Source organism: Azospirillum oryzae (assembly GCF_008364795.1).
Lineage (GTDB): Bacteria > Pseudomonadota > Alphaproteobacteria > Azospirillales > Azospirillaceae > Azospirillum > Azospirillum oryzae.
In genome coordinates this window covers 111,823-136,349 of sequence record NZ_VTTM01000005.1, presented here as the reverse complement: position 1 = coordinate 136,349, position 24,527 = coordinate 111,823, and the positions used below count along the sequence as shown (strand labels likewise).

Sequence of the window (24,527 nt, the reverse complement as noted above, 5' to 3'; positions counted from 1 at the left end):
GCGCGGAAGGGGCATCGACGAAATTCGTCACATCATTGTACGCATACCCAGGTAATCCGAATCCGGATCCCCGCTGTTATCCCTTCCGTTGCGCCATGGGGTGTGTCGCGGGGAGCAGGGCACGGGATATGGAAAGCATCTTGCGCCGGCTGAGGTCCCGCTTGCCTCACGCGGCCTGGGCACAGTATGGGATCACGCTGCTGCTGGTCGGGCTGACGGCGCTGGTGCGCTACGCGCTGGACCCGCTGCTGTTCAAATACCCGTTCCTGGTCTTCCTCCCGACCATCCTCGTCATCTCGCTGCTGTTCGACCGCGGGGCGGGATATCTGGCGGTGGTGCTGTCGGGGCTGTGCTCCGCCTGGTTCTTCATGAGGCCGGAGTGGGCGCTGTGGATCGCCGAGCCGGGCGACCGGCTGGCCTTCCTCATCTACATGGCCCTTGGCTTCGGGATCGCCGGCGGAGCCAACGCCCTGCGCCGGACGAACGAGCAGTTGCGTCTGTCATGGGACCAGCTGTCCGCCGTCAACGCGGAAAAGGATCTGATGCTGCACGAGATCCACCACCGGATCCGCAACGACCTGCAACAGATCTGTGCCCAGCTGACGCTCGCCGCCCACCGGTCGGGGACCGGGCAGGACATTGTCAACGGCACCATCGAGCGGATCGGCGTGCTGTCCCGCGTCTATGTCCGCCTGCGCCGGGTGGAGGGCGTCAACATCGTCGGTTCCAGGGACTTCCTGGAAAGCCTGGTGGAGGACATCCAGCTCGGCGTCGTCGGGGTCCGGCCGGTTGCGGTCAGCGCGGAGGTGGACGACGTCGACCTCGACATGGGCGTCGCCGTGGCGGTCGGCACCGTCGCCAACGAGCTGATCACCAATGCGCTGAAATACGCCTTTCCCGACGGCCGATCCGGCCGCATCGACCTGACCTTCCGCAAGGAGGAGGGGGAGTGCGTGCTGCGCGTCTGCGACGACGGCGTGGGCATCCTGTCGGACCGGCCGCAGGGGACCGGGCTGGGCGGCCGGATCATGCGGCAGCTCGCCCTGCAACTGCGCGGCAGCCTCGACATCGAACCCCGGCCGGACCATGGACTGCCGGAGCATGGACTGAAGGTCACCCTGCGCTTTCCCTGCTGTCGGGAGGCGCTGCCGGACGACAGGCCCGCCGCGGCATGACCCGCCGCATAAAAAGAGGGGCCGCGCCAGTGCGGCGCGACCCCATCCAGGGAACGTCCAGGCCAATAGCGACCGAGGGCCGTCCGGATCAGAAGTCCATGTCGGCGCCGGGGGCGGGCACGGCGGGCTTCTTCTCCGGCAGCTGGGCGACCATCGCCTCGGTGGTGATCAGCAGGCCGGCGACGGATGCGGCGTCCTGCAGCGCGGTGCGCACCACCTTGGCCGGGTCGATGATGCCGGCCTTCACCAGATCGCACCACTCGCCCTTGGCCGCATCATAGCCGACGCTGTAGTCCTTGCTGTCGTTCAGCTTGCCGACGATGATCGAGCCGTCGACGCCGGCGTTGGTGGCGATCTGGCGCACCGGGGCGGTCAGCGCCCGGCGCACGATCTCAATGCCGACGCGCTGGTCGTCGTTGGCCGGCTTGACGCTCTCCAGCACCGCGACCGCACGGGCCAGCGCCACGCCGCCGCCGGGCAGGATGCCTTCCTCCACCGCCGCGCGGGTGGCGTGCATGGCGTCGTCGACGCGGTCCTTGCGCTCCTTCACTTCGACCTCGGTGGCGCCGCCGACGCGGATCACCGCGACGCCGCCGGCCAGCTTGGCAAGCCGCTCCTGCAGCTTCTCGCGGTCGTAGTCGGAGGTCGTCTCCTCGATCTGCTGGCGGATCTGGGTGCAGCGGGCCTTGATGTCGTCCTTCGACCCGACGCCGTTGACGATGGTGGTGTTGTCCTTGGTGATGACCACCTTGCCGGCGCGGCCCAGCATGTCGATGGTGACGCTGTCCAGCTTGATGCCCAGTTCCTCGCTGACGACCTGGCCGCCGGTGAGGATGGCGATGTCCTCCAGCATGGCCTTGCGGCGGTCGCCGAAGCCGGGGGCCTTCACTGCCGCGACCTTCAGGCCGCCGCGCAGGCGGTTGACCACCAGGGTCGCCAGCGCCTCGCCCTCCACCTCCTCGGCGATGATCAGCAGCGGCTTGCCCGACTGCACCACCTTTTCCAGCACCGGGATGATGGCCTGGATGCCGGACAGCTTCTTGTCGTGGATCAGGATGTACGGATCATCCAGTTCCACCTGCATCTTGTCGGCGTTGGTGACGAAGTAGGGCGAGGTGTATCCGCGGTCGAACTGCATGCCCTCGACGACATCCAGCTCGGTCTCCAGGCTCTTGGCCTCCTCGACCGTGATGACGCCCTCGTTGCCGACCTTTTCCATCGCGCGGGCCAGCATATCGCCGATCTCGCGGTCGCCGTTGGCGGAGATGGTGCCGACCTGGGCGATCTCCTCGTTGGTGGTCACCTTCTTGGAGCGGGCCTTCAGTTCCGTCACCACGGCGTCGACCGCCATGTCGATGCCGCGCTTCAGGTCCATCGGGTTGATGCCGGCGGCCACCGACTTGGCGCCCTCGCGCACGATGGCCTGGGCCAGCACGGTGGCGGTGGTGGTGCCGTCACCGGCCAGGTCGGCGGTCTTCGACGCCACCTCGCGCAGCATCTGCGCGCCCATGTTCTCGAACTTGTCGGCCAGCTCGATTTCCTTGGCGACCGACACGCCGTCCTTGGTGATGCGCGGGGCGCCGAACGACTTCTCGATCACGACGTTGCGGCCCTTCGGCCCCAGCGTGACCTTCACGGCGTCGGCCAGGATGTCCACGCCGCGCAGCATCTTGTCGCGGGCGGTGGAGCCGAACTTCACGTCCTTCGCAGCCATGGTCCTGTTCCTCCCCTAATCAAGCGGCCTTCTTGGCGGGTTCGGCGGCAGCCTCGATCACGCCGAGGATGTCGCTCTCCTTCATGATCAGGAGATCCTCGCCGTCGATCTTCACCTCGGTGCCGGACCATTTGCCGAACAGCACGCGGTCGCCGGGCTTCACGTCGAGGGCGATCAGCTTGCCGGCCTCGTCCCGCGCGCCCGCGCCGACGGCGATGACCTCGCCCTCCTGCGGCTTTTCCTTGGCGGTGTCGGGGATGATGATGCCGCCCTTCGTCTTGGTGTCGGATTCGACGCGGCGGACCAGAACGCGGTCGTGAAGCGGTTTGAACTTCATGGTGTGACACTCCTTGGTCTTAAGCGAATGTCTGTCTTTCCCAAGCACGCCCGAATGGGCCGCGCTTTCGGTTGGGAAATTTACTCAGGCTGTTTTTGACGTCAAGAGGATTTTTAAAGGAGAAAATCGAGGAATATTTCTGAATTAACTTTCAATGCCAAATGCCCGTGGCCGCTTCCGCAGACACGGGTGACTTGTTTTGCTCGGATTTTCCTGAGGTCTTGCCAGCCGGTTTTGATCGTTATCTCAGGCGGGCGCGGACTCCGGCCGGACCGGGTGGGGTGGGGGACGCAAGAAGCTGATCATCGGCATCGCACACATCCTCCGCAGAGCAACATGCAGGACACGGTCTTCGGGTGCGCCGGGATCCTGTGGATGAGGCACCCCGGCGCGGGCAAAATTTAGTCAGGCGCGGGCGGGCGTCAAGACACTCCCGTCGCCCGGCGGCTCATTGGGTCCTTGAGGCGTTTGGGGCCGTCGGCACATGACCGACGGAAACGGCCGCCCACCGGGAAGGTGGGCGGCCGCTTCCGATCCGTCCGACCGGCAAGCGCCGTTCGGATCGGCAATATCGATCAGTACGGGCAGTTCACGTTCGGCGCGTTGTTGAGCGTCGAGGTGACGCCGGCCACCACATAACCCGCTGCGACCGACGTGACCTGCGTCGTCGTCGTGACCAGCCCCGACATCGTGGCGCCGGTAAGGCTGGGGGTACCGGTCGTCTGGCCACAGGTCCAGGGATTGCTGCCGTTCGGCGAGGTGGTCTTGCTCATCATGCCAACGTTGTAGCAGGAGCCACCGGAGAGGGTGGACGCCCCCATTCCGGACGTCCACTCGCCGCCGGCACCGTTGCCATAAAAATTTGTTGGCCGCGACGACCACGGTGCCGGACGTATTGGTCTGGCTGTTGCCGACATTGGTGACGACGACGCCGACTTCGTTCTGCAGGGTTGTGGAAATGACAACGGTTGCATCGCTGCTCAGACAGAAGGCGAAGTTCTGCGACGGCAGGGCCGACAGAACAACGGGCTTCTGCTGCGCGTTGGCCACGCCGGCGGACAGCAGGGCGGCGATCGAGAATATGGTGGAGAGTGCAAACGACTTCATTGAATGGCCTCTTGTCTTAAGAAGTGGACGGCTCTCGTATAGGAATGTTTCTTCGATTGGTCATCGACAAAAATTAGAAAATGATCAGATAATACATCCGTATAGAAGATCATATCGCCTGGCATAACAACTTTTGGCCGAAATTCATCGATAGCCCACGGCTGTCATTCCATTGCATTCCCGGCCAGTGCCGTGTCGTTGTGGGGTGGGGCGAATCGGCGTCCCGGCGCTGCCCCTGACCAGCCCATCTTTTAATCTGCATCAACGCCGGCCCCTCCCCGCCGTGCCAGACTGAACGGCGTGAAGCACAACGCCGGCCGCGGGCCGTTTGCGATGTTTGCGCGACGCAGTTCCGGGACCGGCGGCCACCATCCAGGGGAGGACGCCATGGTCATGATGAAAGCGGCGGTGTTCGTCGAACCGGGCCGCATCGTGCTGGACGACAAACCAATTCCCGACGTCGGACCGCTCGACGCGCTGATCCGCATCACCACGACGACGATCTGCGGCACCGACATCCACATTCTGAAGGGCGAATATCCGGTCAATCGCGGCCTGACCATCGGCCACGAGCCGGTCGGCATCATCGAGAAGCTGGGCTCCGCCGTCACCGGCTACCAAGAGGGGCAGCGGGTGATCGCCGGGGCCATCACCCCCAGCGGTCACAGCAACGCCTGCCTGTGCGGCTGCCATTCCCAGGACGGCGCCGGCACCAGGCATGGCTGGAAGCCGCTTGGCGGCTGGCGGTTCGGCAACAGCATCGACGGCTCCCAGGCCGAATATCTGCTGGTGCCCGACGCGATGACCAACCTCGCCCCCGTCCCCGACGGGCTGACGGACGAGGAAGTGCTGATGTGCCCCGACATCATGTCCACCGGCTTCGCCGGGGCGGAGCGCGGCAACATCCGCATCGGCGACACCGTGGCGGTGTTCGCGCAAGGTCCCATCGGCCTCTGCGCCACCGCCGGGGCCAAGCTTAAGGGCGCCACCACCATCATCGGTGTCGACACGGTGCCGGCGCGGCTGGAGATGGCGCGACGCATGGGCGCCGACCATGTGGTCGATTTCCGCCGCGTCGACCCGGTGGAGGAGATCATGCGCCTCACCGACGGCCGGGGCGTGGACGTCGCCATCGAGGCGCTGGGCACTCAGGCCACCTTCGAGGCGGCGCTACGCGTCCTGCGGCCGGGCGGCACGCTGTCCAGCCTGGGCGTCTATTCCGGCGACCTGCGCCTGCCGCTGGGGCCGTTCGCGGCAGGGCTGGGCGACCACACCATCGTCACCTCGCTCTGCCCCGGCGGCAAGGAGCGGATGCGGCGGCTGATGGGCGTCGTCGCCTCCGGCCGCGTCGACCTGAAGCCGCTGGTCACCCACCGCTTCACGCTCGACCGGATCGAGGCGGCCTATGAGCTGTTCGGCCACCAGCGCGATGGCGTGCTGAAGGTGGCGATCACGCCGAACTGACGGCCGTCGCGACGCCGGCGTCCTCCTATGCCCGCCCTCCTATGCCTCGTTTGTAGACGATCAGGAAGGCAATGGCGCAGAGGAAGGGCAGCCCGGCGTCGCGCAGGTCGTTGTTGAGGTGGAGCATGGCGGCATAGAGAACGATGCCGGTCACCGCGATGGTCGGCAACAGGGTGTCGGCGATGCCGAGGATGCCGCGTCCGTCCAGCCAGGCTCCCACCGCCAGGGTCGCGCGGACCAGCGCGATCAGGATGAGAAAAGCGATCCCGGCCAGCAGGACATATTCCAGGGTGATCGCCGCCGGCAGATAGGCGGCGGGAACCGATCCGGCGAGGACCGGAGACAGCGCGCCATGCGCCGACCTCACCGCGGCGACGGCGATGTAGTGCAGCGCGGTCGCCAGTAGCAGATTGCCGGACAGCAGGTCCACGGTCCGCCAGGACAGGAAGGCCGGCCAGCGGATGCGGTCGAGGGCGAGGAACGCCAGCGCGGTCGCACTGCCGAACAACAGAGCGTAATCAGGCGACAGCGGCCATTTCGACACTCCATGCCCGAAGATCATGGTGTCGAACAGCGCCACCGTCAGGCCTAGCAGGGCGATGACGGCGGTGCGGGAGGACTGCCGGTGATGGGCGAACATCCGCCCGGCGACGACGAAGAGGATCCAGGGAAAGACCGGGAACCAGCCCGGAAAGGGCGACGCGAACAGGTCGTAGACGTAGGGGAGCGGAAGGACGACCCAGGCGCCGCACAGCGAAAGAAGAAAGAGGGCGATGAACACCCGGTTGGCGGTGCCGACGCTGGCGTGGATGTCGAACAGAAGGCGGGCGGCGAAGAGAAACATGAAGAAGTCGCTGGTGAACGGGTTCTTCTCCTGATACAGGCCGTGGATTGCCGCCAGGATGAACAGCTTCAGATGGCCTTCGATCCGCCGGGCCAGCGGCTTTCTCAGGAAATGATCGAGCGTCATTCCGAAGGCGAAGAAGAACATCACCGGCGCCAGTTCGAATACGAACTGCAGGATGTTGACGAGGGGGTAGGCGTCCGGGATCGTGCGGCCCCAATGGGCCGCCACCATGAAGACGAGGGCGGTGACGCGGATGACGTCCAGGCTTCTGTCCCGGGCCGGCTGCGGGGTCGGCATCAGCATAGGGTCACTCCCGAACAAGGGCGGAGCCGTGCTCCGGCCTGCCGTGGCGAGGAGGGTTTCGGTCGGGCTGGCTGGCATCTGGCGCTCCGTCACGACTGGCCCCTCATGATCGGCCCCTCATGATCGGTGAGCCCGGGCGATGCGCAGGCGTCCCGGCAGCGACGCCGCCCATGCGGCGACCGCGGCCCGGTCCTTGCGGTCGAGCATCCAGACCATGAAGAGGGTCGCTCCCGCATAGAGCGGCAGGGCGGTCAGCGTCTTGGTGTAGAAGGGATCGAATCCGTCTTCGTAGCGCCAGAAGGGGACGACCGCGAAGGGGGCCAAGGCCGCGACGCCGAAGATCCAGCGCGAGAACCACCAGGACGGCACGAGTGCTGCCAGTGCCAGCGGCCACAGCATGAACCAGGGCCACAGGTGGGTCGACAGGCCGAACACCACCGCCGCCATCACCGCGGTGGCGGCCTTCCAGGCATTCTCCGCGGTCGGCCGCCGGTACAGCGCGGCCAGGGTCCACAGGGCGAAGCCGGCGAAGGCCCCGCGCACCAGCCAGCGCAGGGGGGCCATGTCGATGCCCAGCAGCCGCTCGGCCACCCGGACGATGTCCGCCGGCTGCAGCCACTGCCATCCGGACATGCCGCGCACGGCGTCGAAGAATGCGGGCGAGCGGTAGAAAAGGAACAGGACGGCCAGGAAGAAGGCGGCGGCGGGGATCCCGCGCAGGAGGTAGGCGGTGAGCCTGCCCCTGAAATCCATGTTTCTCGATTTGCCGAGCCTGTAGAGCAGATCGACGGAGACCAGGGCGGCGCTGGTGTATTTGCAGGCGGCCGAGGCCGCCAGCGCCAGCGGGCCGGCGCGGTCGCCGGCGGAAAGGCGCATCAGCCACAGCATCATCAGGACGACCATCGCCATGTCGTTGTGCGCCTCGCCGGCCGAATAGATGTGGCCGATGGGCAGCCAGCCGAAGGCGACGAGCCCGGCGGCGGCGGTCGCCTCGTCATGGGTCCGGCCGATATGCCGGATGATGGCGAGCCCGCCGATCCAGGCCCCCGCCAGCAGCAGCTTGAACAGAAGTCCGGTCACCCAGACATTCCCGCCGCTCAGCGCCATGACGCCGGCCGAGACCACCGCCCACAGGGGGCCGTAGGTCATCATCGCCGGCACCTCGTCGAACGGAAAGGCTGCGGCCTGCTCCGGCGTGAAGGGGACATAGTAGGGATTCTGCCCCCGGACGATTTCCTCGCCCCACAGCGCGGAAAACCAGATGTCCTGGGTCATCACCGGGAAGGAGGGAATGCTGACGGCGGTGAAGACGACCGGCCACAGGAAAAGCCGGTCCGTCACGGCCTTCGGAATCGGCCCGTCGACGTCGGACAGCCAGCGGAACAGCCATGCGGCCAAGGCGACCGGAAGGGCGAGGGGCAGGCAATAGGCCAGGAAATACAGGCCGTCATGGGTGAAGCCGTTGCCGGCGGTCAACGCGTGGGCCAGCGGGATGGGCAGGTCGGCGACGGAGGCGGCCAGGCGGTCGAAGAACGCCGCCTGATTGGGCAAGCCGACTTCCCCATAATGGGTATTCGATGCGGCAAGGAAGTAGCTCAACACCGAAAACGACAACAAGCACAGGGTTGTCGTCAGTCCAATACGGTCAAGGATCTTGATTGATCCGTTGCCGGATCCACCGGGTGAAGGGGCATCTGCAGGCGGTATTTGTTTTTGAAACGGCATCCGCATGTCGCCCACCAATGATGTTCCCGACGGGAAGGCCGGTAAACACGTTAGCGGAAGTCGGCGGAACCGATAAATTTCTAAAGAGATTCTAGAGAGATTGCTCCTGCGCTGATGCCGGGATTGCCTGTCGGACGGCGGTCATTCGCCTTGCGTGCGCGCCGGCTTCATTCGCTTCCGCGCGATCGGGGGAAGCGGTCCGCAGGTCGGCGGCAAATGTCCGGCATGTCGGACCCATCCAAATCCCATTCGGGATAGCCGGATTGCCTGCCGGGTTGCTGCGACGAACTTTCGGCTGCCCGGCGCCATCCTGTCGCTCCGCCGGAACCGCGGTGCTCCCGTAATTCGCGGGGCGAAAGAAGAAAGCCCCTCTCCCATGGTGGAAGGGGGGCTTCAAGGTCACGCGCAACACCAGAGAAGGAGAGACGACACCAAAGAGAAATAGAGACTTACTTCGCCAGATCGACCGCCTCGGCCAGACGTTTCACCGCATCCTGCGAGGACATGGTGGAGTTGAAGTGGGCGGTGACGACGTCCAGGAAGGCACCGCGGACGGCACCGGGCACCGCCATCTCGTGGGCCATCGAGGGCACGGCGCTGTTGCTGTCGATGGCGGCCTTCAGATCATCCATCGACTTCACCGCGCATTCGTCGAAACTGTCGCGCGCCATGTCCTGGCGGGCGGGGATCGATCCCTTCAGCACGTTGAAGGTCTCCTGGAACTTCTTGCCCAGGATCAGCTTGGCCAGCAGCTTCTGACCGGCGGCGCGGTCGGGGTCGGACGAGCTGAACATGACGAAGCTGTCGGAATTGACGATGTAGCCCGACTTGCCCGGCACATGGGCGCAGACGAAATCCTTGCCCGGCACCTTGCCGGCGGCGGTCAGCTCGCCCTTTTCCCAATCGCCCATGATCTGCATGGCGGCCTGCCCGTTCATCAGCAGACCGGCGGCGAGGTTCCATTCGCGGCCGGGGAAGCCGTCGTCGACATAGCCGCGCAGCTTGCGCATCTGGTCGAACACCTTGACCATCGTGTCGCTGGTCAGCGACTTCTCGTCCAGTTCCACCAGAGCCTTGCGGTAGAAGTCGGGACCGCCGAGGCCGAGGACGACATCCTCGAACAGCGCGCCCTCCTGCCAGGGCTGGCCGCCATGGGCGAGCGGGATGATGCCGGCGGCCTTCAGCTTCTCGGCGGCGGCGTTGAACTCGTCCCAGGTCTTGGGGATCTCGACGCCGGCCTTCTTCATCGCCTGCGGGTTGACCCACATCCAGTTGACGCGGTGGATGTTCACGGGAACCGCGTAGTAATGGCCCTTGTAGGTCACCACGTCGCGGATCTGCGGCGGCAGGACGGCGTCCCAGTTCTCCGCCTTGGCGACGTCGTCCAGTGTCGCCAGCTTGCCCTGCGCCGCCCATTCCTTGATGTTCGGGCCCTTCAGCTGCACCGCGTTGGGCGGGTCGCCGGCCAGCACGCGGGAGCGCAGGACGGTACTGGCCGCGTCGCCGCCGCCGCCCGCCACCGGCGCGTCGATCCACTTGCCGCCCGCCGTTTCGAAGTCCTGGCGCAGCGCGCCCGCCGCCTTCGATTCGCCGCCGGAGGTCCAGTAATGCAGCACCTCCACCTTCGGCTCGGCCCGGGCCGGAGCGGCCAGCAGGGCGCCGGCCATCACGGTCGCGATCGCGGTCATGCCGAGGATGGATGTGCTGAGAGACGGCATCTTGGACATTTCCCCCTGTTCCCTTCTTCATTCGGTCTTCCGGCTGGCCCTTTGGCCGCTGGAGGAACTCTATCCCGCAGGCAATTCGGCGCCCGGATTATTTGGTAACAACGCCTTTTCACGGTGCCGCTGCTGTTACGCAACCGTTACAAACCGGCCCCGGCGGCGCACTGTACCCGGACCGGCCGGGGAGGCTACACTCGGCGCCAACAAAGAAGAATGCGCCATACGGAATAGGGAAGGGACACCATGGAGCGCGCGCGCCATCTCCTGGTCGTGGACGATGATCCCGAGATCCGGGACATGCTGCATGATTTCCTGGTGAAGAGCGGATTCCGCGTCTCCACTGCCGGCGATGGGCGCGAGATGGCGCGGGTGCTGGCGCAATGGCCAGTCGATCTCATCGTGCTGGACGTGATGCTGCCGGGGGAGGACGGGACCAGCCTGTGCCGCTCGCTACGTGCCAAGTCGGAGACCCCGGTCATCATGCTGACCGCCATGGGCAGCGAGGTCGACCGCATCGTTGGGCTGGAGGTCGGCGCCGACGATTATCTGGTGAAGCCCTTCAGCGCCCGCGAACTGCTGGCCCGCATCCGCGCCATCCTGCGCCGCTGCGGCGGTCCGGAGCCGGTGCGCGAACGACCGCGCGTGCTGGGCTTCGCCGGTTGGTCGCTCGACCAGGGGCGGCGTGAGCTGCGCACGCCCGACCGGGTGGTGGTGCATCTCAGCCAGGGCGAATATGCCCTGCTCGGCACGCTGCTGGAACGCGCGCCGCAGGTGGTGGAGCGTACCGAACTGCTGGAGAAGCACCGCGGCGACACCTCGATTCCCTTCGACCGCAGCATCGACATCCAGATCAGCCGCCTGCGCCGCAAGCTGGAGGAAGGGCCGGGCGGCTCGGCGCTGATCAAGACGGTGCGCGGCATCGGCTACCAGTTCACCGCGACGGTGGTGGACCAGGGCGAGTCCGCCTCTTCCGGGACCAGCTCCGGGACCGGCCGTGGCACTTGAGCGTCTGTTGCCGGCCCGCCTGCGCCCCGCCCGGCTGCGTCACCGCATCCTGGCGGCGATGGTGGCGCTTCTGGCCCTGACCCATGGCGGGGCGCTGGTCGGCATGCGGCTGGTCGACGACCGCGCGCGGGAGCTGCTGACCGCCCACCGGCTGGGACCGGCGATGGCGGCGGCGGTGGAGGCGGCCGACCGCGCGGTGCTGGACGGGGTCGCCGCCGGGCCGGCGCTGGCGCTGACCGGATTGCCCGACCTGTCGGTGTCCTGGCAGGCGCCCGGCACCCCGGCCGTTCCCGCCGGCTGGGTGCTGGATGGCGTTATCGACGCGCCGCGCCCGGTGTTCGTCGCCGCACAGCGCGCCCTGCTGCCGCTCCAGCCTGCCCGTGCCCAGACGCTGGCGGAATCCTTGTCCCTGGTGGCGGAGGACACGGCGGCCCAGCTGCGCGACGCCCGCGTCTATGTCCAGCTTGCCGGCGGCGGCTGGCTGGAATTCGCCAGCCCGCGCTTCTGGCGGCCGCGGACCACGCCGTTCGAGATGGTGCTGGCCGGTCTGGCCGCTTTCGGTCTGGCGCTGGCGGTGCTGCTCTGGCTTCCGGGCCGGCTGGTCCGCCCGCTGGAATCCCTGGCGGAGCAGGCGACCCGCCCGCACGACCGCCTGCACCCCCGCCCCCTGCCGGAGGACGGGCCGGAGGAGGTCGCCTCGCTCGCCCGTGCCTTCAACCAGGCGCGCAACGCGCTGCGCGACCTGATGGAGGGGCGCACCCATCTGCTGGCGGCGATCAGCCACGATCTGCGCACCCCGGCGACGCGGCTGCGGCTGCGTGCCGAATATGTCGATGACGATGCGCTGCGCGCCAAGATGATGGCCGACATCGACGAGATGGCGGCGATGGTCACCGCGACGCTGGAGTTCCTCGGCGACGACGTGCTGCGCGAGGAGGTCGAGGTGGTCGCCTTCGCCAGCCTGTTGCAGAGCCTGTGCGACGATTACGCCGACACCGGCTCCCCCGTGACCTACCACGAGCCGCCGCCACTGCAGTTCGCCGCCGTCCGCACCATCTTCGGCGGCGGGGTGGAGCGCAGCGACCGGTTCGAGCAGGCGCGTCAGCTCCGCCTCGCCGGTCGCCCGTCCAGCCTGCGCCGCGCCTTCGCCAACCTGATCGACAACGCCATTAAATACGGCGAGCGCGCAACCGTCTCCGTCGATGCCGACGCCGCCGAGATCGTGGTCGATGTCTGCGACGAGGGTCCCGGCATCCCGGAGGCGGAGATCGCCAATGTCTTCAAGCCCTTCGTCCGGCTGGAAGGCTCCCGCAACCGCAAGACCGGCGGCAGCGGGCTGGGCCTGTCCATCGTGAAGTCGATCGTCGAAGCGCACCAGGGCCGCATCGAGTTGAGCAACCGTGCCAGCGGCGGGCTGCGCGTCAGGGTGACGTTGCCGCGGATGTTGTGAGGCGAGCGTTCGCTTACTTGTCCCAAACCGGCGCCAGCCCCGCCGGGCTCACGATCCGCCCATCGGGCCGCGCCAGCTTCGCAATCGCCGCCATGTCGCCGTCGTCCAGCGCGAAGTCGAACACCGCGAAGTTCTCCGGCACGCGTTCCGGCTTGGCGGTTTTCGACAGCACGATGTGCCCCAGCTGGATCAGCCAGCGCAGCGTCACCTGCGCCGCCGTCTTGCCGTACTTGGCGCCGATCCGCTGCAACTCCGGATCGCGCGGCACCTTGCCGTCGGCCATGGCGTAATAGGCGGTGATCGCCACGCCCAGTTCCCTGGCCGCCGCGGCCATCGCGCTCTGGTCGAGATAGGGGTGGACCTCGATCTGGTTGGTGACGATGGGGGCTTGGCTGCGCTGCACCGATTCCCGCAGCTGGGCGATGTTCTGGTTGCTGACGCCGATGAAGCGGGTCTTGCCGGCGGCCTGGACGGCGTTCAGCATCTCGATCTGGTCGCCGATGGCGACCTGATCGGCCGGCCAGTGCAGCAGCAGCAGATCCACCTTCTCGACCTTCAGTTTCTCCAGGCTCTCATCGACCGAGGCGGCAAAGAGGTCGGGGCTGTACTTGTCGACCCAGACCTTTGTGGTCAGGAACAGATCGTCGCGGCGGGCGCCTGCGGCTTGCAGGGCGCGGCCGAGCGCCGCCTCGTTGCGGTAGATCTGCGCGGTGTCGAAATGGCGGAAGCCGGCTTCGAGTGCGGCCGGAACCACCCGCTCGACCTCCTCGTCCGACATGCGGAACACGCCGAAGCCCAGCGCGGGGATTTCGGCACCATTCGCCTTCACGGTCTGCATCCTGTTCTCTCTTTGCTGATCCGCGCGGTAGCGCGTCAGATCGGTTGCATGCAGACATATGGCGGGAAGGGCGGTCTGGAAACCGCTTCTCCCGCCATATCACTTGTGAATTCAATTCACAGATCGCCCCCGGCCAAGCGTCACATCAGCTTGTCGAGCGTGATTGGCAAATCGCGGATGCGCTTGCCGGTGGCGTTGTAGACGGCGTTGGCGACGGCGGCGCCGACCCCGGTGATGCCGATCTCGCCGATGCCGCGGGCACCCATCGGCGCCTGCGGGTCGGGGATGTCGGTGTAGAGGATCTCGATGGCGGGAACGTCCATCTGCACCGGCACGTGATAGTCGGCCAGCGAGGCGTTGACGATGCGGCCGCTGCGCGGGTCGAAGTTGGTTTCCTCGGTCAGGGCCAGTCCGATCCCCATGATGATGCCGCCCTTGAACTGGCTGGTCGCCGTCTTGGCGTTGAGGATGCGGCCGGCATCGAAGGAGCCGAGGAAGCGCGAGACGCGGACCTCGCCGGTGATCTCGCTCACCCGGACCTCGCAGAACTGCGCGCCGTAGGAGTGCATCGAGAAGGCCTCCATCTCCGCCGGCGGCGGGGCGTCGGCCTCGCAGACCAGTTCGTCGCGTCCCGACCGACGCAGGATCGATTCGTAACTTTCGAAGCGCGCGGCATCGTCGCGGTGGCCGATGCCGCCGTCCCGCGTCTCGACCTCGGCGAGCGACAGGCCGGCCAGTGGCGAGTCGTTGCCGGCGAGCTTCAGCAGTTCCTCGACGAAGACCTCCGTCGCGGCGATGACGGCGCCGCCGATCGAGGCCGTCTGGGTCGAGCCGCCGGCGATCACCCCGCGCGGCAGGGTCGTGTCGCCATACTCGAAGCTGACCTGATTGAGCGGAACGCCGAGCCGGGCGGCGATGTGCTGGGCCTGCGCCGTCGCCGTGCCCATGCCCATGTCGTGCACCGCGGTCGAGACGGTGACCTGTCCGCCGGCCGTCAGCCTGATCCGCGCCGCACCGCCGGGGAAGCGGTGGTAGGGATAGGTGGCCGTCGCGCATCCCATGCCGATCAGCCATTCGCCGTCCCGCCGCTGGCGCGGCGTCGGGCTGCGGCGGTCCCAGCCGAACCGTTCCGCGCCTTTTTCATAGGCGTCGATCAGGTGGCGGGAGGAGAAGGGCTTGCCGCTGGTCGGATCCGTCTCCGGCTCGATGCGCCGGCGCAGCTCGATGGGGTCGAGGCCGAGCTTGTCGGCAAGCTCGTCGATCGCGCATTCCAGTGCGAAGGTGCCGACGGATTCGCCGGGCGCCCGCATGAAGGTATTCGCCAGCATGTCCATGTCGGCGACCTCCTGGGCCAGCCGGATGGACTTGGCGGCATAGAGGTGGCGGGCGGGAAAGGTGAACTGTTCCGGACAGGAGTTGTGCGTGGTCATCGCCGCGATTCCGGTGTGGATCAGCGCATCGAGATTGCCGTCGGCACTGGCGCCGAGCGCCACCCTTTGCTCCGTCAGCGTCCGGCCGCCGACGATGCGGAACACCCCTTCGCGCGACAGCATGATGCGCACCGGCCGGCCGGCGAGCCTGGCCGCCGCGCAGGCGAGGATCTGGTGGTCCCACAGGCATTTGCCGCCGAAGCCGCCGCCGACGAAGGGTGAGGAGACGCGGACCTTGTCGGACTCCAGGCCGAAGATGTCGGCCAGCTGCCCCGCCGTCAGGTCGAGAAGCTGGCTGGCGTCATGCACCCTCAGCTCGTCACCGGTCCAGGCGACGGTCGCCGCATGCAGCTCGATGGCATTGTGGTTGTGGCGCGGCGTCCGGTAGATCTGGTCCACCTGCACCGCGGCGGCTTTCAGGGCGGCCTCGGCATCGCCGATTTCGACCACTGGGGGCTGGCCCAGGAGGTTGTCCAACTGGCGCGGCGACTTCTTCGCCTCGTCGAAGGACGTCACGGCCGGCAACGGCGCATAGTCGGCCCTCACCAGCGAGGCGGCATGGTCGGCCTGTTCCTGCGTCTCGGCGAGGACGACGGCGATGGGCTGGCCGTTCCAGTGAATCTCGTCATCCTGCATGACCGGCAGGTCGCTCGCCCCGGCGGCGGTCGGCGACGACATCATCAGCGACGGCGCCTTCATGCGGGGAGCATTGCGGTGGGTCATGACCAGCACGACGCCGGGGGCCGCCTCCGCCGCCGTGGTGTCGAGCGCCGTGATCCGCCCGCGCGCGATGGTGCTGAAGGCGAGTGCCGCGTAGCAGAGGCCGTCATAGGGAAACTCGGCGGCGAAGCGGGCCTTGCCCTGAACCTTCAGCGGCCCGTCGATGCGCGAGACCGGCTGCCCCAGTGCCCCATGTTTGTGGAGCATCGGATCCTGCGTGACCGCCGGCTGCCAGCGGCCGGGCCGGGTGTTTGCGGACTCGGATTGCATGCTCATGCGTCGTCTCCCGTCAGCTCGCCGAGGACGGCGACGATCGTCCGTTTCGCCAGCTCGATCTTGAAGGCGTTGTCGCGAAGCCCGGTCGCGGCGGCCAGCTCCGCCTCCGCGGCGGCGCGGAAGCTCTCCGCATTGGCCGGCCGGCCCTTCAGCGCAGCTTCGGCCGCCGAGGCCCGCCACGGCTTGTGGGCGACGCCGCCCAGCGCCAGCCGCACGTTACGCACCACGCCGCCGTCGTCGATGTCGAGGGCGGCGGCGACCGAGACCAGCGCGAAGGCGTAGCTCGCGCGGTCGCGCACCTTGCGGTAGGTCGAGCGGCGGGCGAAGGGCAGGGGCGGGAGTTCGACGGCGGTGATCAGCTCGCCCGGCTTCAGCTCCGTCTCGATGTCCGGCCGGTCGCCCGGCAGGCGGTGCAGCTCGGCAAGCGCGATGCTGCGCGGTCCCGTGGGACCGTCCAGATGCACCGTGGCGTCGAGCGCGGCCAGCGCCACGCACATGTCGGACGGGTGGGTGGCGACGCAGGCCGGCGACGCACCGAGGATGGCGTGATAGCGGTTGAAGCCGTCGCGGGCGTCGCAGCCGGCCCCCGGCTGCCGTTTGTTGCAGGCCGCAGCATTGTCGTAGAAGTAGCGGCAGCGCGTGCGTTGCAGGATGTTGCCGCCGACCGTCGCCATATTGCGGATTTGGGCGCTGGCCCCGGCGAGGATGGCGCGGGCGAGGAGCGGGTAATGCCTGCGCACATGGCTATCGGCGGCGAGCGCGGTGTTGGTCGCCGCCGCCCCGATCAGCAGTCCGCCATCGGCGCGCGGCTCGATCCCGCGCGGCAGGCCGGTGACGTCGACCAGCATATCCGGCCGCTCGACCGTCTCGCGCATCAGATCGACCAGATTGGTGCCGCCGCCGAGATAGCGCGCCGCGGCGTTGCCCTTGGCCAACTCGATGGCGGCCGACGCGTCGGACGCCCGTTCATAGGTGAAGGGGTTCATGCCCGTGCCCTCTCGTGGGATGAGGCCGGCGTCTGGGAAGCTGAAGTCTCGGCCAGCGTTTCGGAGATGGCCTCGATGATTCCGTTGTAGGCGCCGCAGCGGCAGAGATTGCCGCTCATGCGTTCGCGCAGTTCCGTCTCGTCGACGGTGACGCTCGCCGCCGTAAGGTCGGCGGTGACGACACTCGGGACGTTGCGCTCGATCTCGCGCGCCATGCCGATGGCGGAACAGAGCTGTCCAGGCGTGCAATATCCGCACTGGAAGCCGTCATGCTCGACGAAGGCCTGCTGCAACGGATGCAGGGCGCCGTCGCTGCCCAGCCCTTCGACGGTGGTGATGCTGCGGCCCTGGTACTGGACCGCGAGCGCCAGACAGGAGTTGATGCGTTCGCCGTCGACCAGCACGGTGCAGGCGCCGCAGGCACCCTGATCGCAGCCTTTCTTGGTCCCGGTGAATCCCAGACTGTTGCGGAGGAGGTCGAGCAGCGAGCTGCGGATGTCCGCCTCGACCTCGACGCTTTGCCCATTGATGGTGAAGTTCATCAGCGCATTCCCCAAATCGGAACGGGTCCTGGCCGACGGCAGCCCGCGGCCGGCCCCTCCGCCTTGCGGGCGAAATGGGCCGGCCTGTTAACCGTCAACGACGCTGGAAATCACGCTGGTCGGGGAAAAAAGCCCTCTCCCGGGGCGGGAGAGGGGATTTATCGCCGTTCAGATCCGCTGTTCGGTCTTCGGGTCGAACAGGTTGGCTCTCGCCATGTCGATCATGAAGTCGGCGGTCGCGCCCTCTGCCACCCGGTCGCTCGGCTTGATGCGGGCGACCACCTCGTGGCCGTTCAGCTCGACATAGGTGATGGTGTCGGCGCCGGTCGGCTCCAGCACATTGACGCCGCAGGCCACCTTTACCAGCGCCGGGTTGCCGGCTGCAATGGCGGGATCGTAGCAGGTGATGGCTTCCGGCCGGATGCCCAGGATCACCTCCTGGCCCAGCCAGTGTCCGGCCTGCTCCGGCGCCTGGAACAGCGGCAGGAAGCCGCTGCGCTCGCGCCCGACGCTGACGCCCAGCCGGTCGCCCTCGGCCGACAGCGTGCCGCGCACGAAGTTCATGGTGGGGGAGCCGATGAAACTCGCCACGTACATGTTGGCCGGCCGCTCATAGACCTCCTGCGGCGGGGCGAACTGCTGGACGACGCCCTCCTTCATGATGGCGATGCGGCTGGCCAGCGTCATCGCCTCGATCTGGTCGTGGGTGACATAGACCACGGTGGTGCCGAGCCGCTGGTGCAGCTTCTTGATCTCGGTGCGCATGTCGACGCGCAGCTTGGCGTCAAGGTTGGACAACGGCTCGTCGAACAGGAACACCTTGGGGTCGCGGACCAGGGCGCGGCCCATGGCGACGCGCTGGCGCTGGCCGCCCGACAGCTGCGCCGGCTTGCGGTCCAGCAGATGCTCGATCTGCAGCAGCCGGGCGACGCGGCGGATGGCGCCCTCGCGCTCCGCCTTGGCCTGCCCGCGCATCTCCAGCGAGAAGCCGATGTTCCGCGCCACCGTCATGTTGGGGTAGAGCGCGTAGGACTGGAACACCATGGCGATGTCGCGGTCCTTGGGATGGACCTCGTTGACGACGCGCTGGTCGATGCGGATCTCGCCGGCACTGATCGTCTCCAGACCGGCGATCATGTTGAGCAGGGTGGATTTCCCGCAGCCGGAGGGGCCGAGCAGGACGAGGAATTCGCCGTCCGTCAGGTCCAGGTCGATGCCCTTCAGGACCTCGACGCTGCCATACTGCTTGCGGACGTTGTTGATGCTGAGAGTCGCCATCGGAAGATCACCCCTTGACGGAGCCGGCGGTCAGACCGCGGATGAAGTATTTCCCGGCGAGCACATAGACGACGAGGGTGGGCAGGCCGGCGATCATCGCCGCCGCCATGTCAACGTTGTACTGCTTCACGCCGGTGGTGGTATTGACGAGGTTGTTCAGCGCGACCGTCACCGGCTGCGCGCCGCCTGCCGCGAAGGACGCCCCGAACAGGAAGTCGTTCCAGATCTGGGTGAACTGCCAGATGATCGTCACCACCAGGATCGGCAGCGACAGCGGCAGCATGATCTTGGTGAAGATCTGGAAGAAGCCGGCGCCGTCGATGGTCGCGGCCTTCACCAGATCGTCGGGGATGCTGACGTAGTAATTGCGGAAGAACAGAGTGGTGAAGGCAAGGCCGTACACCACATGCACCAGGATCAGCCCGCCGGCGCTGCCGGCCAGCCCCAGCGCGCCCAAGGTCTGCGCCATCGGCAGCAGGATCACTTGCGACGGCAGGAAGCTGCCGAACAGGATCATGCCGAACACGATGTTGGCGCCGCGGAACCGCCACTTGGTCAGGGCATAGCCGTTCAGCGCCCCGAAGATGGTGGAGATGACGACCGCCGGCACGACGATGACGATGGAATTCAGGAAATAGGGCGCCATGCCGCGGCAATCGGCGCCGATGCAGGCGCGGTTCCAGGCATAGCTCCAGGCGTCCAGGCTGAAATCGCGCGGCAGCGACAGCAGCGATCCTGTGCGGATTTCCTCCGGGCTCTTGAAGGAGGTGGTGATCATCAGCAGCAGCGGCAGCAGGTAATAGGCCGCGAACAGCAGGAGGATCAGGTACAGGCCCCAGCGGGCGACGCGGGCGCCGGTGCCCTGCGCCGGCGGCAGGGCGGAGGTCAGGCTAGACACGCTTGCCTCCCTTCAGTTCGGAATAGAGGTAGGGCACGATGATCGCCACCACGGTCGCCAGCATCATCAGCGCGCTGGCCGATCCGATGGCGATCTGGTTGCGGCGGAAGGTCATCTCGTACATGAAGGTCGCCGGCAGGTCGGAGGCATAGCCGGGACCGCCGCCGGTCAGCGCCACCACGAGGTCGTAGCTCTTGACCGCGAGGTGGGCGAGGATGACGAAGGCGCTCATGAACACCGGCCGGATCGACGGCAGGACGATGCCCCAATAGATGCGCGGCAGGCTGGCGCCGTCGAGATAGGCCGCCTTGATGATCTCCTGATCGACGCCGCGCAGCGCCGCCAGGAACAGCGCCATCACGAAGCCGGAACTTTGCCAGACCGCGGCGATCACCAGCGTGTAGACGGCGGTGTCCTGCTGGACGATCCAGTCGAAGGTGAAGCCGGGGAAGCCCAGGTCGCGCACGAACTGCTGGATGCCGATGGACGGGTTCAGGATCCATTTCCAGGCGGTGCCGGTGACGATGAAGCTGAGCGCCATCGGATAGAGATAGATGGTGCGCAACGCCCCTTCGCCGCGGATGCGCTGGTCGAGCAGAACCGCCAGCAGGATGCCGATGATCAGGCTGATGCCGATGAACAGCCCGCCGAAGATCAGCAGATTCTCGATGGCGACGTACCAGCGCTCGATCCGCCACAGCTTGGCGAAGGCGTCGGCGCCGACCAGTTCGTAGGACGGCAGCATCCTGGAATTGGTGAAGCTGATATAGACCGTCCAGGCGATGAAGCCGTAGACGAACAGCAGGATCGCCGCGAAGGACGGGGCGACCACCAGCTTCGACAGATGCCGCTGCGCCATGGCGCGCAGCCCGGTCGTCCGCGGCGGAGCGGCGCTGCCGGAAGCGGCGCCGGCGTCTTCCCCGGCTGCCGGCCGGTAGGATGGGGTCTGCATGGTCATGGTGCGAGCCTCACCGGCTTTCGGGCCGGCTTCGCACACGGATGCAGGTCGCGCATGTCGGTTCCCTCCCGTGACGCGTTGCTGTTGGACCGCCGCAAAAAGGACGTTCGTCCGGCGGTCGTTCGCTTGGCGGTCACTGTACGCTGCCGATGATGCGCGGGGCGGACAATTTGGTAACGCGGCGCTTTCCCGGGGGCGGCGTTGTTACGCAACCGTTACACAGATGCGCGCGCACATGCGGGGCAGGCGGATTATGGTCTGCGCCAACGAACAAGACTTATCGGGGAGCTTCAATCATGACCGCGCGCCTTCGTGTCTTCCGCGATGCCCAGGACCTCGCCGAAACCCTGGCCGACGAGACGGCAGCCCTGCTGAACGCCGCCATCGCGGCGCGCGGGCGGGCCACCATGGCGCTGCCGGGCGGGCGGACGCCGAGCCCCTTCCTGACGGCGCTCGGCCGGCGCACCGTCGATTGGGGCCGGGTGACGGCGACGCTGGTGGACGACCGCTGGCTGCCGCCCGACAGCCCGGAGAGCAACGCCGCCACCTTGCGCGCCACGCTGCTCGCCGCCGCTCCCGCCATCCGCTTCATCCCGCTTTACACCGGCGCCGCCACGCCGGAGGAGGGGGAAGCCGCCTGCACCGAGGCGTTGCGCGCCCTCGATGGACCGTTCGACCTGATGGTGACCGGCATGGGCGAGGATGGGCATGTCGCCTCGCTGTTCCCCGATGCGCCGGGGCTTGCCGCCGCCTGGGAGGGGCCTGCACCCTGCCGGGCGATGCGCTCCCCCACCGCGCCGCATCCGCGCATGACGCTGACCCTGCCGCGCCTGCTCGACAGCCGGCGCATCGTCGTGCTGATCACCGGCGGCGCCAAGCGCGCGGTGCTGGAACAGGCCCGCGCCGCCGGTCCGGAAGACGCGATGCCGGTGCGCGCCCTGTTGCGCCGGGGCGGGGCCGACACCATGGTCTGCTGGGCGCCTTGAGACACAGCTTCTGTCGGGCAACATATTGCGAAGGGTTTTGAGACGATGAAGAGCCTGTCGGTCGGCCTGCTGGGCTTCGGCCTTGCCGGGTCGGTGTTCCACGCGCCGCTGATCCAGAGCGAACCGCGCCTGCGCCTGACGGCGGTCGCCAGTTCGCGCATCGACGACATCCGCCGGGCCGCGCCGGGGGCGCAAGCGACCACGGCCGAGGCGGTGATCGCCGACCCGGCCATCGACCTCGTGGTGATCGCCACCCCCAACACCAGCCACGCCCCCCTGGCCCGCGAGGCACTGTTGGCCGGCAAGCATGTTGTGATCGACAAGCCGATGGCGACCACTGCGGCGGAGGCCGGCGAGTTGATCGACCTCGCCAAGCGGCAGGGGCGGCTGCTGACCGTCTTCCACAACCGGCGCTGGGACAACGACTTCCTGACCCTGCGCGCCTGCCTGGACAAGGGCGAGATCGGCCGCCCCTATCACTACGAGGCGCATTTCGACCGCTTCCGGCCGCAGATCAAGCAGGGCTGGCGCGAGCAGACGCTGGCAGGCTCCGGCGTGCTGTTCGATCTCGGCGCCCATCTGATCGACCAGGCGCTGACCCTGTTCGGCATGCCCGACCGCATCCTCGCCGATGTCGGCGCCCAGCGGCCGGACGCGCAGGTCGACGACTGGTTCCACATCGTTCTCGGCTATGGGCACATGCGGGCGATCCTGCATTGCGGCACGGTGGTCTGCCGGCCGGGTCCGCGCTTCCAGCTACATGGCGACGGCGGCAGCTTCCTCAAGCATGGCATGGACGGGCAGGAGGCGGCCCTGCGCGCCGGCCGCCTGCCGACCGAAGCCGGCTGGGGCCAGGACGATCCGGAGAATTTCGCCCTGCTGGTCCAGGCCGACGGGACGGAGCGGCGGTTGGAGACCATCCCCGGCGACTACCCCGCCTTCTATCGCGGCGTGGCGGCGTCCATCCTCGACGGCGCTCCGCCGCCGGTGACCGCCGAACAGGCGCGCGACGTGCTGAGCGTGCTGGAGGCGGTGCGCAAGGCGGCGGGGCTGTCGGCCTGACCGAACCTAACTCCGCCAGGGCACCACGCCGGGCGGCAGGCGGCGGCCGAACCTGCCGGCGGCGAGCATCGCGGCCAGCACCACCAGGATGGCGATGACGCCAAGGGCGGCACCCAGCGTCGGGCTGCCGCCCTCCTCCAGCGCATAGACCACGACGCCCAGCGTTTCCCGCCCCTGCGACCACAGCAGGATGGAGACGGTCAGTTCGTTGAAGGCGGTCAGGAAGACCAGCAGCCCGCCGGCCGCCGCCGCCGGCGCGACCAGTGGCGCCACCACCGTCACCAGCCGCCGCAGCGGCCCGGCGCCCAGCGCGCGGGCGGCCTCCTCCACGGTCGGGTCCAGCGCGGCACAGGCCGCCTGCACCGGCCGCAACGCCAGCGGCAGGAAGCGGACCAGATAGGCCGCCAGGATGATCCACAGCGTGCCGTAGAGGCTGACGCCCAGCCCCGGCAGCGGCTTCAGGAACAGCAGGATGCAGCCGATGCCCAGCACCACCCCCGGCACGGCATGCGGCAACTCCACCAGCACGCCGACCGCCCGCGCGATCCGTCCGGTCCCTCCGCTCAGCGCCATCGCATGGGCCAACGGCACCGCCAGCAGGGCGAGCAGCGCCGCCGCCGATCCCGACAAAATCAGCGAATTGGCGAAGGCGCGGCCCACCTGATCGAGTGCCAGCACCTCGCGGTAATGGGCCAGCGTCAGCGTGCTCAAGCTGATCGGCAGGCCATAGACGCTGACCAGGCTGGTCGCCAGCAGCGCCGTCAGCGGCGCCGCGACCATCAGCGCCAGCACGCCCCAGGCAAGCCCCTCCACCGCCAAGCGGGCGGAGCCGAGCGGCAGCGGCGCCAGCGGCCGGGCGCCGCCGGGCAGACGGCTGGCGATGCGCGCCTGCAGGATGGTCTGGGTGGCGATGCCCAGGCAGGCGACGATGCCGATCAGCGCCGCCAGCACCGCCACCTCCGGCAGGGCCGACGGCCCGAAGCCTGCCAGCCGCCGGTAGATCAGCGTCGGCAGCATCGGAATGCCGGCCGGCACGCCGAGCAACGCCGGAACCCCGAAATTCCCCAGCGCCGCGACGAAGGCCATCGCCAATCCCGCGACCAGCCCCGGCAGGCAGAGCGGCAGCACCACGCCGCGCACCGCCCGCCAAGGCCCGGCCCCCGACGCCCGCGCCGCCTCCAGCACGTCGCCGGGGATGGCCCGCAACGCCGCGCGCAGGGGGAGGAAGACCAGCGGCGCATGTTCGATCCCCATCACCAGCACCATGCCCGCCGCCGACTGCACCGGGTTGGCCGTGCCGACCGGCGGGGCGAGGCCCAGCGGCTTCAGGATCGGACTGCCGGAGCCGGCGAGATAGGTCCAGGCCATCGCCACGATCTGCGGCGGGATCATCAGCGGCAGGATCAGGGCGAAGGTCATCGCCGTGCGGGCGCGCAGGTTCGTCAGCCCGATCAGCAGCGCGAACGGCCCGCCGATCAGCGCCGCGGCCAGCGTGGCGCCGGCGGCGACGGCGATGCTGTTGGTCGTGGCCCGCCATGTCGCGGGAGAGTCGAGCACGCGGGCCAGCACGGCGGCGTCCCCGGCCTCCCACAACAGGCGCAGGACGGGCAGAAGCACGAGCAGGCCGACGAGGAGCGGCCAGCCGGGGAGGACGGAGAAAACGCCTTTCCCCACCCTCCAACCACCCGGGGCGATCTCCCTC

General features: G+C 67.9%; 20 protein-coding genes. 6 read left to right on the top strand and 14 right to left on the bottom strand.

The window, feature by feature from the left end; translation table 11 throughout:
• The first annotated feature begins 161 nt into the window (after positions 1-161).
• On the top strand, positions 162-1,175 hold the full coding sequence (locus FZ938_RS16055; RefSeq protein ID WP_174757470.1) for a sensor histidine kinase: 1,014 nt from the start codon (positions 162-164) through the stop codon (positions 1,173-1,175).
• Positions 1,176-1,263: 88 nt separating this feature from the next.
• Here the strand turns inward: FZ938_RS16055 and groL are convergent, their stop codons facing one another.
• From groL to FZ938_RS16040, 3 genes are all read right to left on the bottom strand, one after another.
• Complete coding sequence (groL, locus tag FZ938_RS16050) at positions 1,264-2,889, bottom strand: chaperonin GroEL (protein WP_149199492.1); 1,626 nt, start codon at positions 2,887-2,889, stop codon at positions 1,264-1,266.
• 19 nt (positions 2,890-2,908) lie between these two features.
• On the bottom strand, positions 2,909-3,226 hold the full coding sequence (gene groES / locus FZ938_RS16045; protein ID WP_149199491.1) for a co-chaperone GroES: 318 nt from the start codon (positions 3,224-3,226) through the stop codon (positions 2,909-2,911).
• 405 nt (positions 3,227-3,631) lie between these two features.
• Entirely contained in the window at positions 3,632-4,333 is a 702-nt protein-coding gene (locus FZ938_RS16040; RefSeq protein ID WP_149199490.1) for a hypothetical protein, read from the bottom strand.
• Positions 4,334-4,720: 387 nt separating this feature from the next.
• Between FZ938_RS16040 and FZ938_RS16035 the strand changes: the two genes are divergently transcribed.
• A complete protein-coding gene (locus FZ938_RS16035; RefSeq protein WP_149199489.1) occupies positions 4,721-5,797 on the top strand; it encodes an NAD(P)-dependent alcohol dehydrogenase in 1,077 nt (358 codons plus the stop codon).
• Positions 5,798-5,822: 25 nt separating this feature from the next.
• Here the strand turns inward: FZ938_RS16035 and FZ938_RS16030 are convergent, their stop codons facing one another.
• The 3 genes from FZ938_RS16030 to FZ938_RS16020 form a co-directional block, all read right to left on the bottom strand.
• Complete coding sequence (locus tag FZ938_RS16030; RefSeq protein ID WP_174757468.1) at positions 5,823-6,947, bottom strand: hypothetical protein; 1,125 nt, start codon at positions 6,945-6,947, stop codon at positions 5,823-5,825.
• Between the two features lie 117 nt (positions 6,948-7,064).
• Positions 7,065-8,498 (bottom strand): MptA/MptB family glycosyltransferase, encoded by a 1,434-nt coding sequence (locus tag FZ938_RS30575; protein WP_174757467.1) that lies wholly within the window; start codon positions 8,496-8,498, stop codon positions 7,065-7,067.
• Positions 8,499-9,121: 623 nt separating this feature from the next.
• Positions 9,122-10,390 (bottom strand): ABC transporter substrate-binding protein, encoded by a 1,269-nt coding sequence (locus tag FZ938_RS16020; protein ID WP_246799039.1) that lies wholly within the window; start codon positions 10,388-10,390, stop codon positions 9,122-9,124.
• 249 nt (positions 10,391-10,639) lie between these two features.
• Between FZ938_RS16020 and FZ938_RS16015 the strand changes: the two genes are divergently transcribed.
• Positions 10,640-11,401 (top strand): response regulator, encoded by a 762-nt coding sequence (locus FZ938_RS16015; protein ID WP_149199488.1) that lies wholly within the window; start codon positions 10,640-10,642, stop codon positions 11,399-11,401.
• Positions 11,391-12,851, top strand: coding sequence for an ATP-binding protein (locus tag FZ938_RS16010; RefSeq protein ID WP_149199487.1), 1,461 nt, complete (start codon positions 11,391-11,393; stop codon positions 12,849-12,851). The genes FZ938_RS16015 and FZ938_RS16010 overlap by 11 nt, the downstream gene beginning before the upstream one ends.
• A 13-nt stretch (positions 12,852-12,864) precedes the next feature.
• On the opposite strand, the gene FZ938_RS16005 is transcribed toward FZ938_RS16010, so the two are convergent.
• The 7 genes from FZ938_RS16005 to FZ938_RS15975 all read right to left on the bottom strand — a co-directional run bounded on the left by FZ938_RS16005 (position 12,865) and on the right by FZ938_RS15975 (position 20,777).
• The gene (locus FZ938_RS16005) at positions 12,865-13,689 is read right to left on the bottom strand and encodes an aldo/keto reductase (protein ID WP_149199486.1); all 825 of its coding nucleotides are present in this window, start codon (positions 13,687-13,689) and stop codon (positions 12,865-12,867) included.
• Positions 13,690-13,829: 140 nt separating this feature from the next.
• Positions 13,830-16,115, bottom strand: coding sequence for a xanthine dehydrogenase family protein molybdopterin-binding subunit (locus FZ938_RS16000; RefSeq protein ID WP_149199485.1), 2,286 nt, complete (start codon positions 16,113-16,115; stop codon positions 13,830-13,832).
• Entirely contained in the window at positions 16,112-17,101 is a 990-nt protein-coding gene (locus tag FZ938_RS15995; RefSeq protein ID WP_149199484.1) for an FAD binding domain-containing protein, read from the bottom strand. The genes FZ938_RS16000 and FZ938_RS15995 overlap by 4 nt, the downstream gene beginning before the upstream one ends.
• Positions 17,098-17,643 carry a 2Fe-2S iron-sulfur cluster-binding protein gene (locus FZ938_RS15990; RefSeq protein WP_149199483.1) on the bottom strand — a complete coding sequence of 182 codons (546 nt, stop codon included), beginning with the start codon at positions 17,641-17,643 and terminating at the stop codon, positions 17,098-17,100. Before FZ938_RS15990 ends, FZ938_RS15995 begins: the two co-directional genes overlap by 4 nt.
• A 168-nt stretch (positions 17,644-17,811) precedes the next feature.
• Entirely contained in the window at positions 17,812-18,921 is a 1,110-nt protein-coding gene (locus FZ938_RS15985) for an ABC transporter ATP-binding protein (RefSeq protein ID WP_149199482.1), read from the bottom strand.
• A 7-nt stretch (positions 18,922-18,928) separates the two neighbouring features.
• On the bottom strand, positions 18,929-19,819 hold the full coding sequence (locus FZ938_RS15980; RefSeq protein WP_149199481.1) for a carbohydrate ABC transporter permease: 891 nt from the start codon (positions 19,817-19,819) through the stop codon (positions 18,929-18,931).
• Positions 19,812-20,777, bottom strand: a complete 966-nt coding sequence (locus FZ938_RS15975) for a carbohydrate ABC transporter permease (RefSeq protein ID WP_149199480.1) — start codon at positions 20,775-20,777, stop codon at positions 19,812-19,814. The genes FZ938_RS15980 and FZ938_RS15975 overlap by 8 nt, the downstream gene beginning before the upstream one ends.
• Positions 20,778-21,073: 296 nt before the next feature.
• On the opposite strand from FZ938_RS15975, the gene pgl reads away from it, so the two are divergent.
• Positions 21,074-21,763, top strand: coding sequence for a 6-phosphogluconolactonase (gene pgl, locus FZ938_RS15970; protein WP_149199479.1), 690 nt, complete (start codon positions 21,074-21,076; stop codon positions 21,761-21,763).
• A 45-nt stretch (positions 21,764-21,808) separates the two neighbouring features.
• Positions 21,809-22,825 carry an oxidoreductase gene (locus tag FZ938_RS15965; RefSeq protein WP_149199478.1) on the top strand — a complete coding sequence of 339 codons (1,017 nt, stop codon included), beginning with the start codon at positions 21,809-21,811 and terminating at the stop codon, positions 22,823-22,825.
• Between the two features lie 6 nt (positions 22,826-22,831).
• Here FZ938_RS15965 and FZ938_RS15960 read toward each other — a convergent pair whose 3' ends face one another.
• Positions 22,832-24,499: an ABC transporter permease gene (locus FZ938_RS15960; protein WP_246458110.1), complete on the bottom strand. Its 1,668-nt coding sequence runs from the start codon at positions 24,497-24,499 to the stop codon at positions 22,832-22,834.
• Positions 24,500-24,527 lie beyond the last annotated feature (28 nt).

Bases quoted from the DNA above. Each gene is read 5' to 3' on its own strand.
- FZ938_RS16035 (WP_149199489.1), top strand. From the start codon at position 4,721: ATGGTCATGATGAAAGCGGCGGTGTTCGTCGAACCGGGCCGCATCGTG.
- FZ938_RS16000 (WP_149199485.1), bottom strand. From the start codon at position 16,115: ATGAGCATGCAATCCGAGTCCGCAAACACCCGGCCCGGCCGCTGGCAG.
- FZ938_RS15975 (WP_149199480.1), bottom strand. From the start codon at position 20,777: ATGACCATGCAGACCCCATCCTACCGGCCGGCAGCCGGGGAAGACGCC.
- groL (WP_149199492.1), bottom strand. From the start codon at position 2,889: ATGGCTGCGAAGGACGTGAAGTTCGGCTCCACCGCCCGCGACAAGATG.
- pgl (WP_149199479.1), top strand. From the start codon at position 21,074: ATGACCGCGCGCCTTCGTGTCTTCCGCGATGCCCAGGACCTCGCCGAA.
- FZ938_RS16005 (WP_149199486.1), bottom strand. From the start codon at position 13,689: ATGCAGACCGTGAAGGCGAATGGTGCCGAAATCCCCGCGCTGGGCTTC.
- FZ938_RS16030 (WP_174757468.1), bottom strand. From the start codon at position 6,947: ATGCTGATGCCGACCCCGCAGCCGGCCCGGGACAGAAGCCTGGACGTC.
- FZ938_RS16015 (WP_149199488.1), top strand. From the start codon at position 10,640: ATGGAGCGCGCGCGCCATCTCCTGGTCGTGGACGATGATCCCGAGATC.
- FZ938_RS15990 (WP_149199483.1), bottom strand. From the start codon at position 17,643: ATGAACTTCACCATCAATGGGCAAAGCGTCGAGGTCGAGGCGGACATC.
- FZ938_RS16020 (WP_246799039.1), bottom strand. From the start codon at position 10,390: ATGCCGTCTCTCAGCACATCCATCCTCGGCATGACCGCGATCGCGACC.
- FZ938_RS15995 (WP_149199484.1), bottom strand. From the start codon at position 17,101: ATGAACCCCTTCACCTATGAACGGGCGTCCGACGCGTCGGCCGCCATC.
- FZ938_RS15965 (WP_149199478.1), top strand. From the start codon at position 21,809: ATGAAGAGCCTGTCGGTCGGCCTGCTGGGCTTCGGCCTTGCCGGGTCG.
- FZ938_RS16040 (WP_149199490.1), bottom strand. From the start codon at position 4,333: ATGAAGTCGTTTGCACTCTCCACCATATTCTCGATCGCCGCCCTGCTG.
- FZ938_RS15985 (WP_149199482.1), bottom strand. From the start codon at position 18,921: ATGGCGACTCTCAGCATCAACAACGTCCGCAAGCAGTATGGCAGCGTC.
- groES (WP_149199491.1), bottom strand. From the start codon at position 3,226: ATGAAGTTCAAACCGCTTCACGACCGCGTTCTGGTCCGCCGCGTCGAA.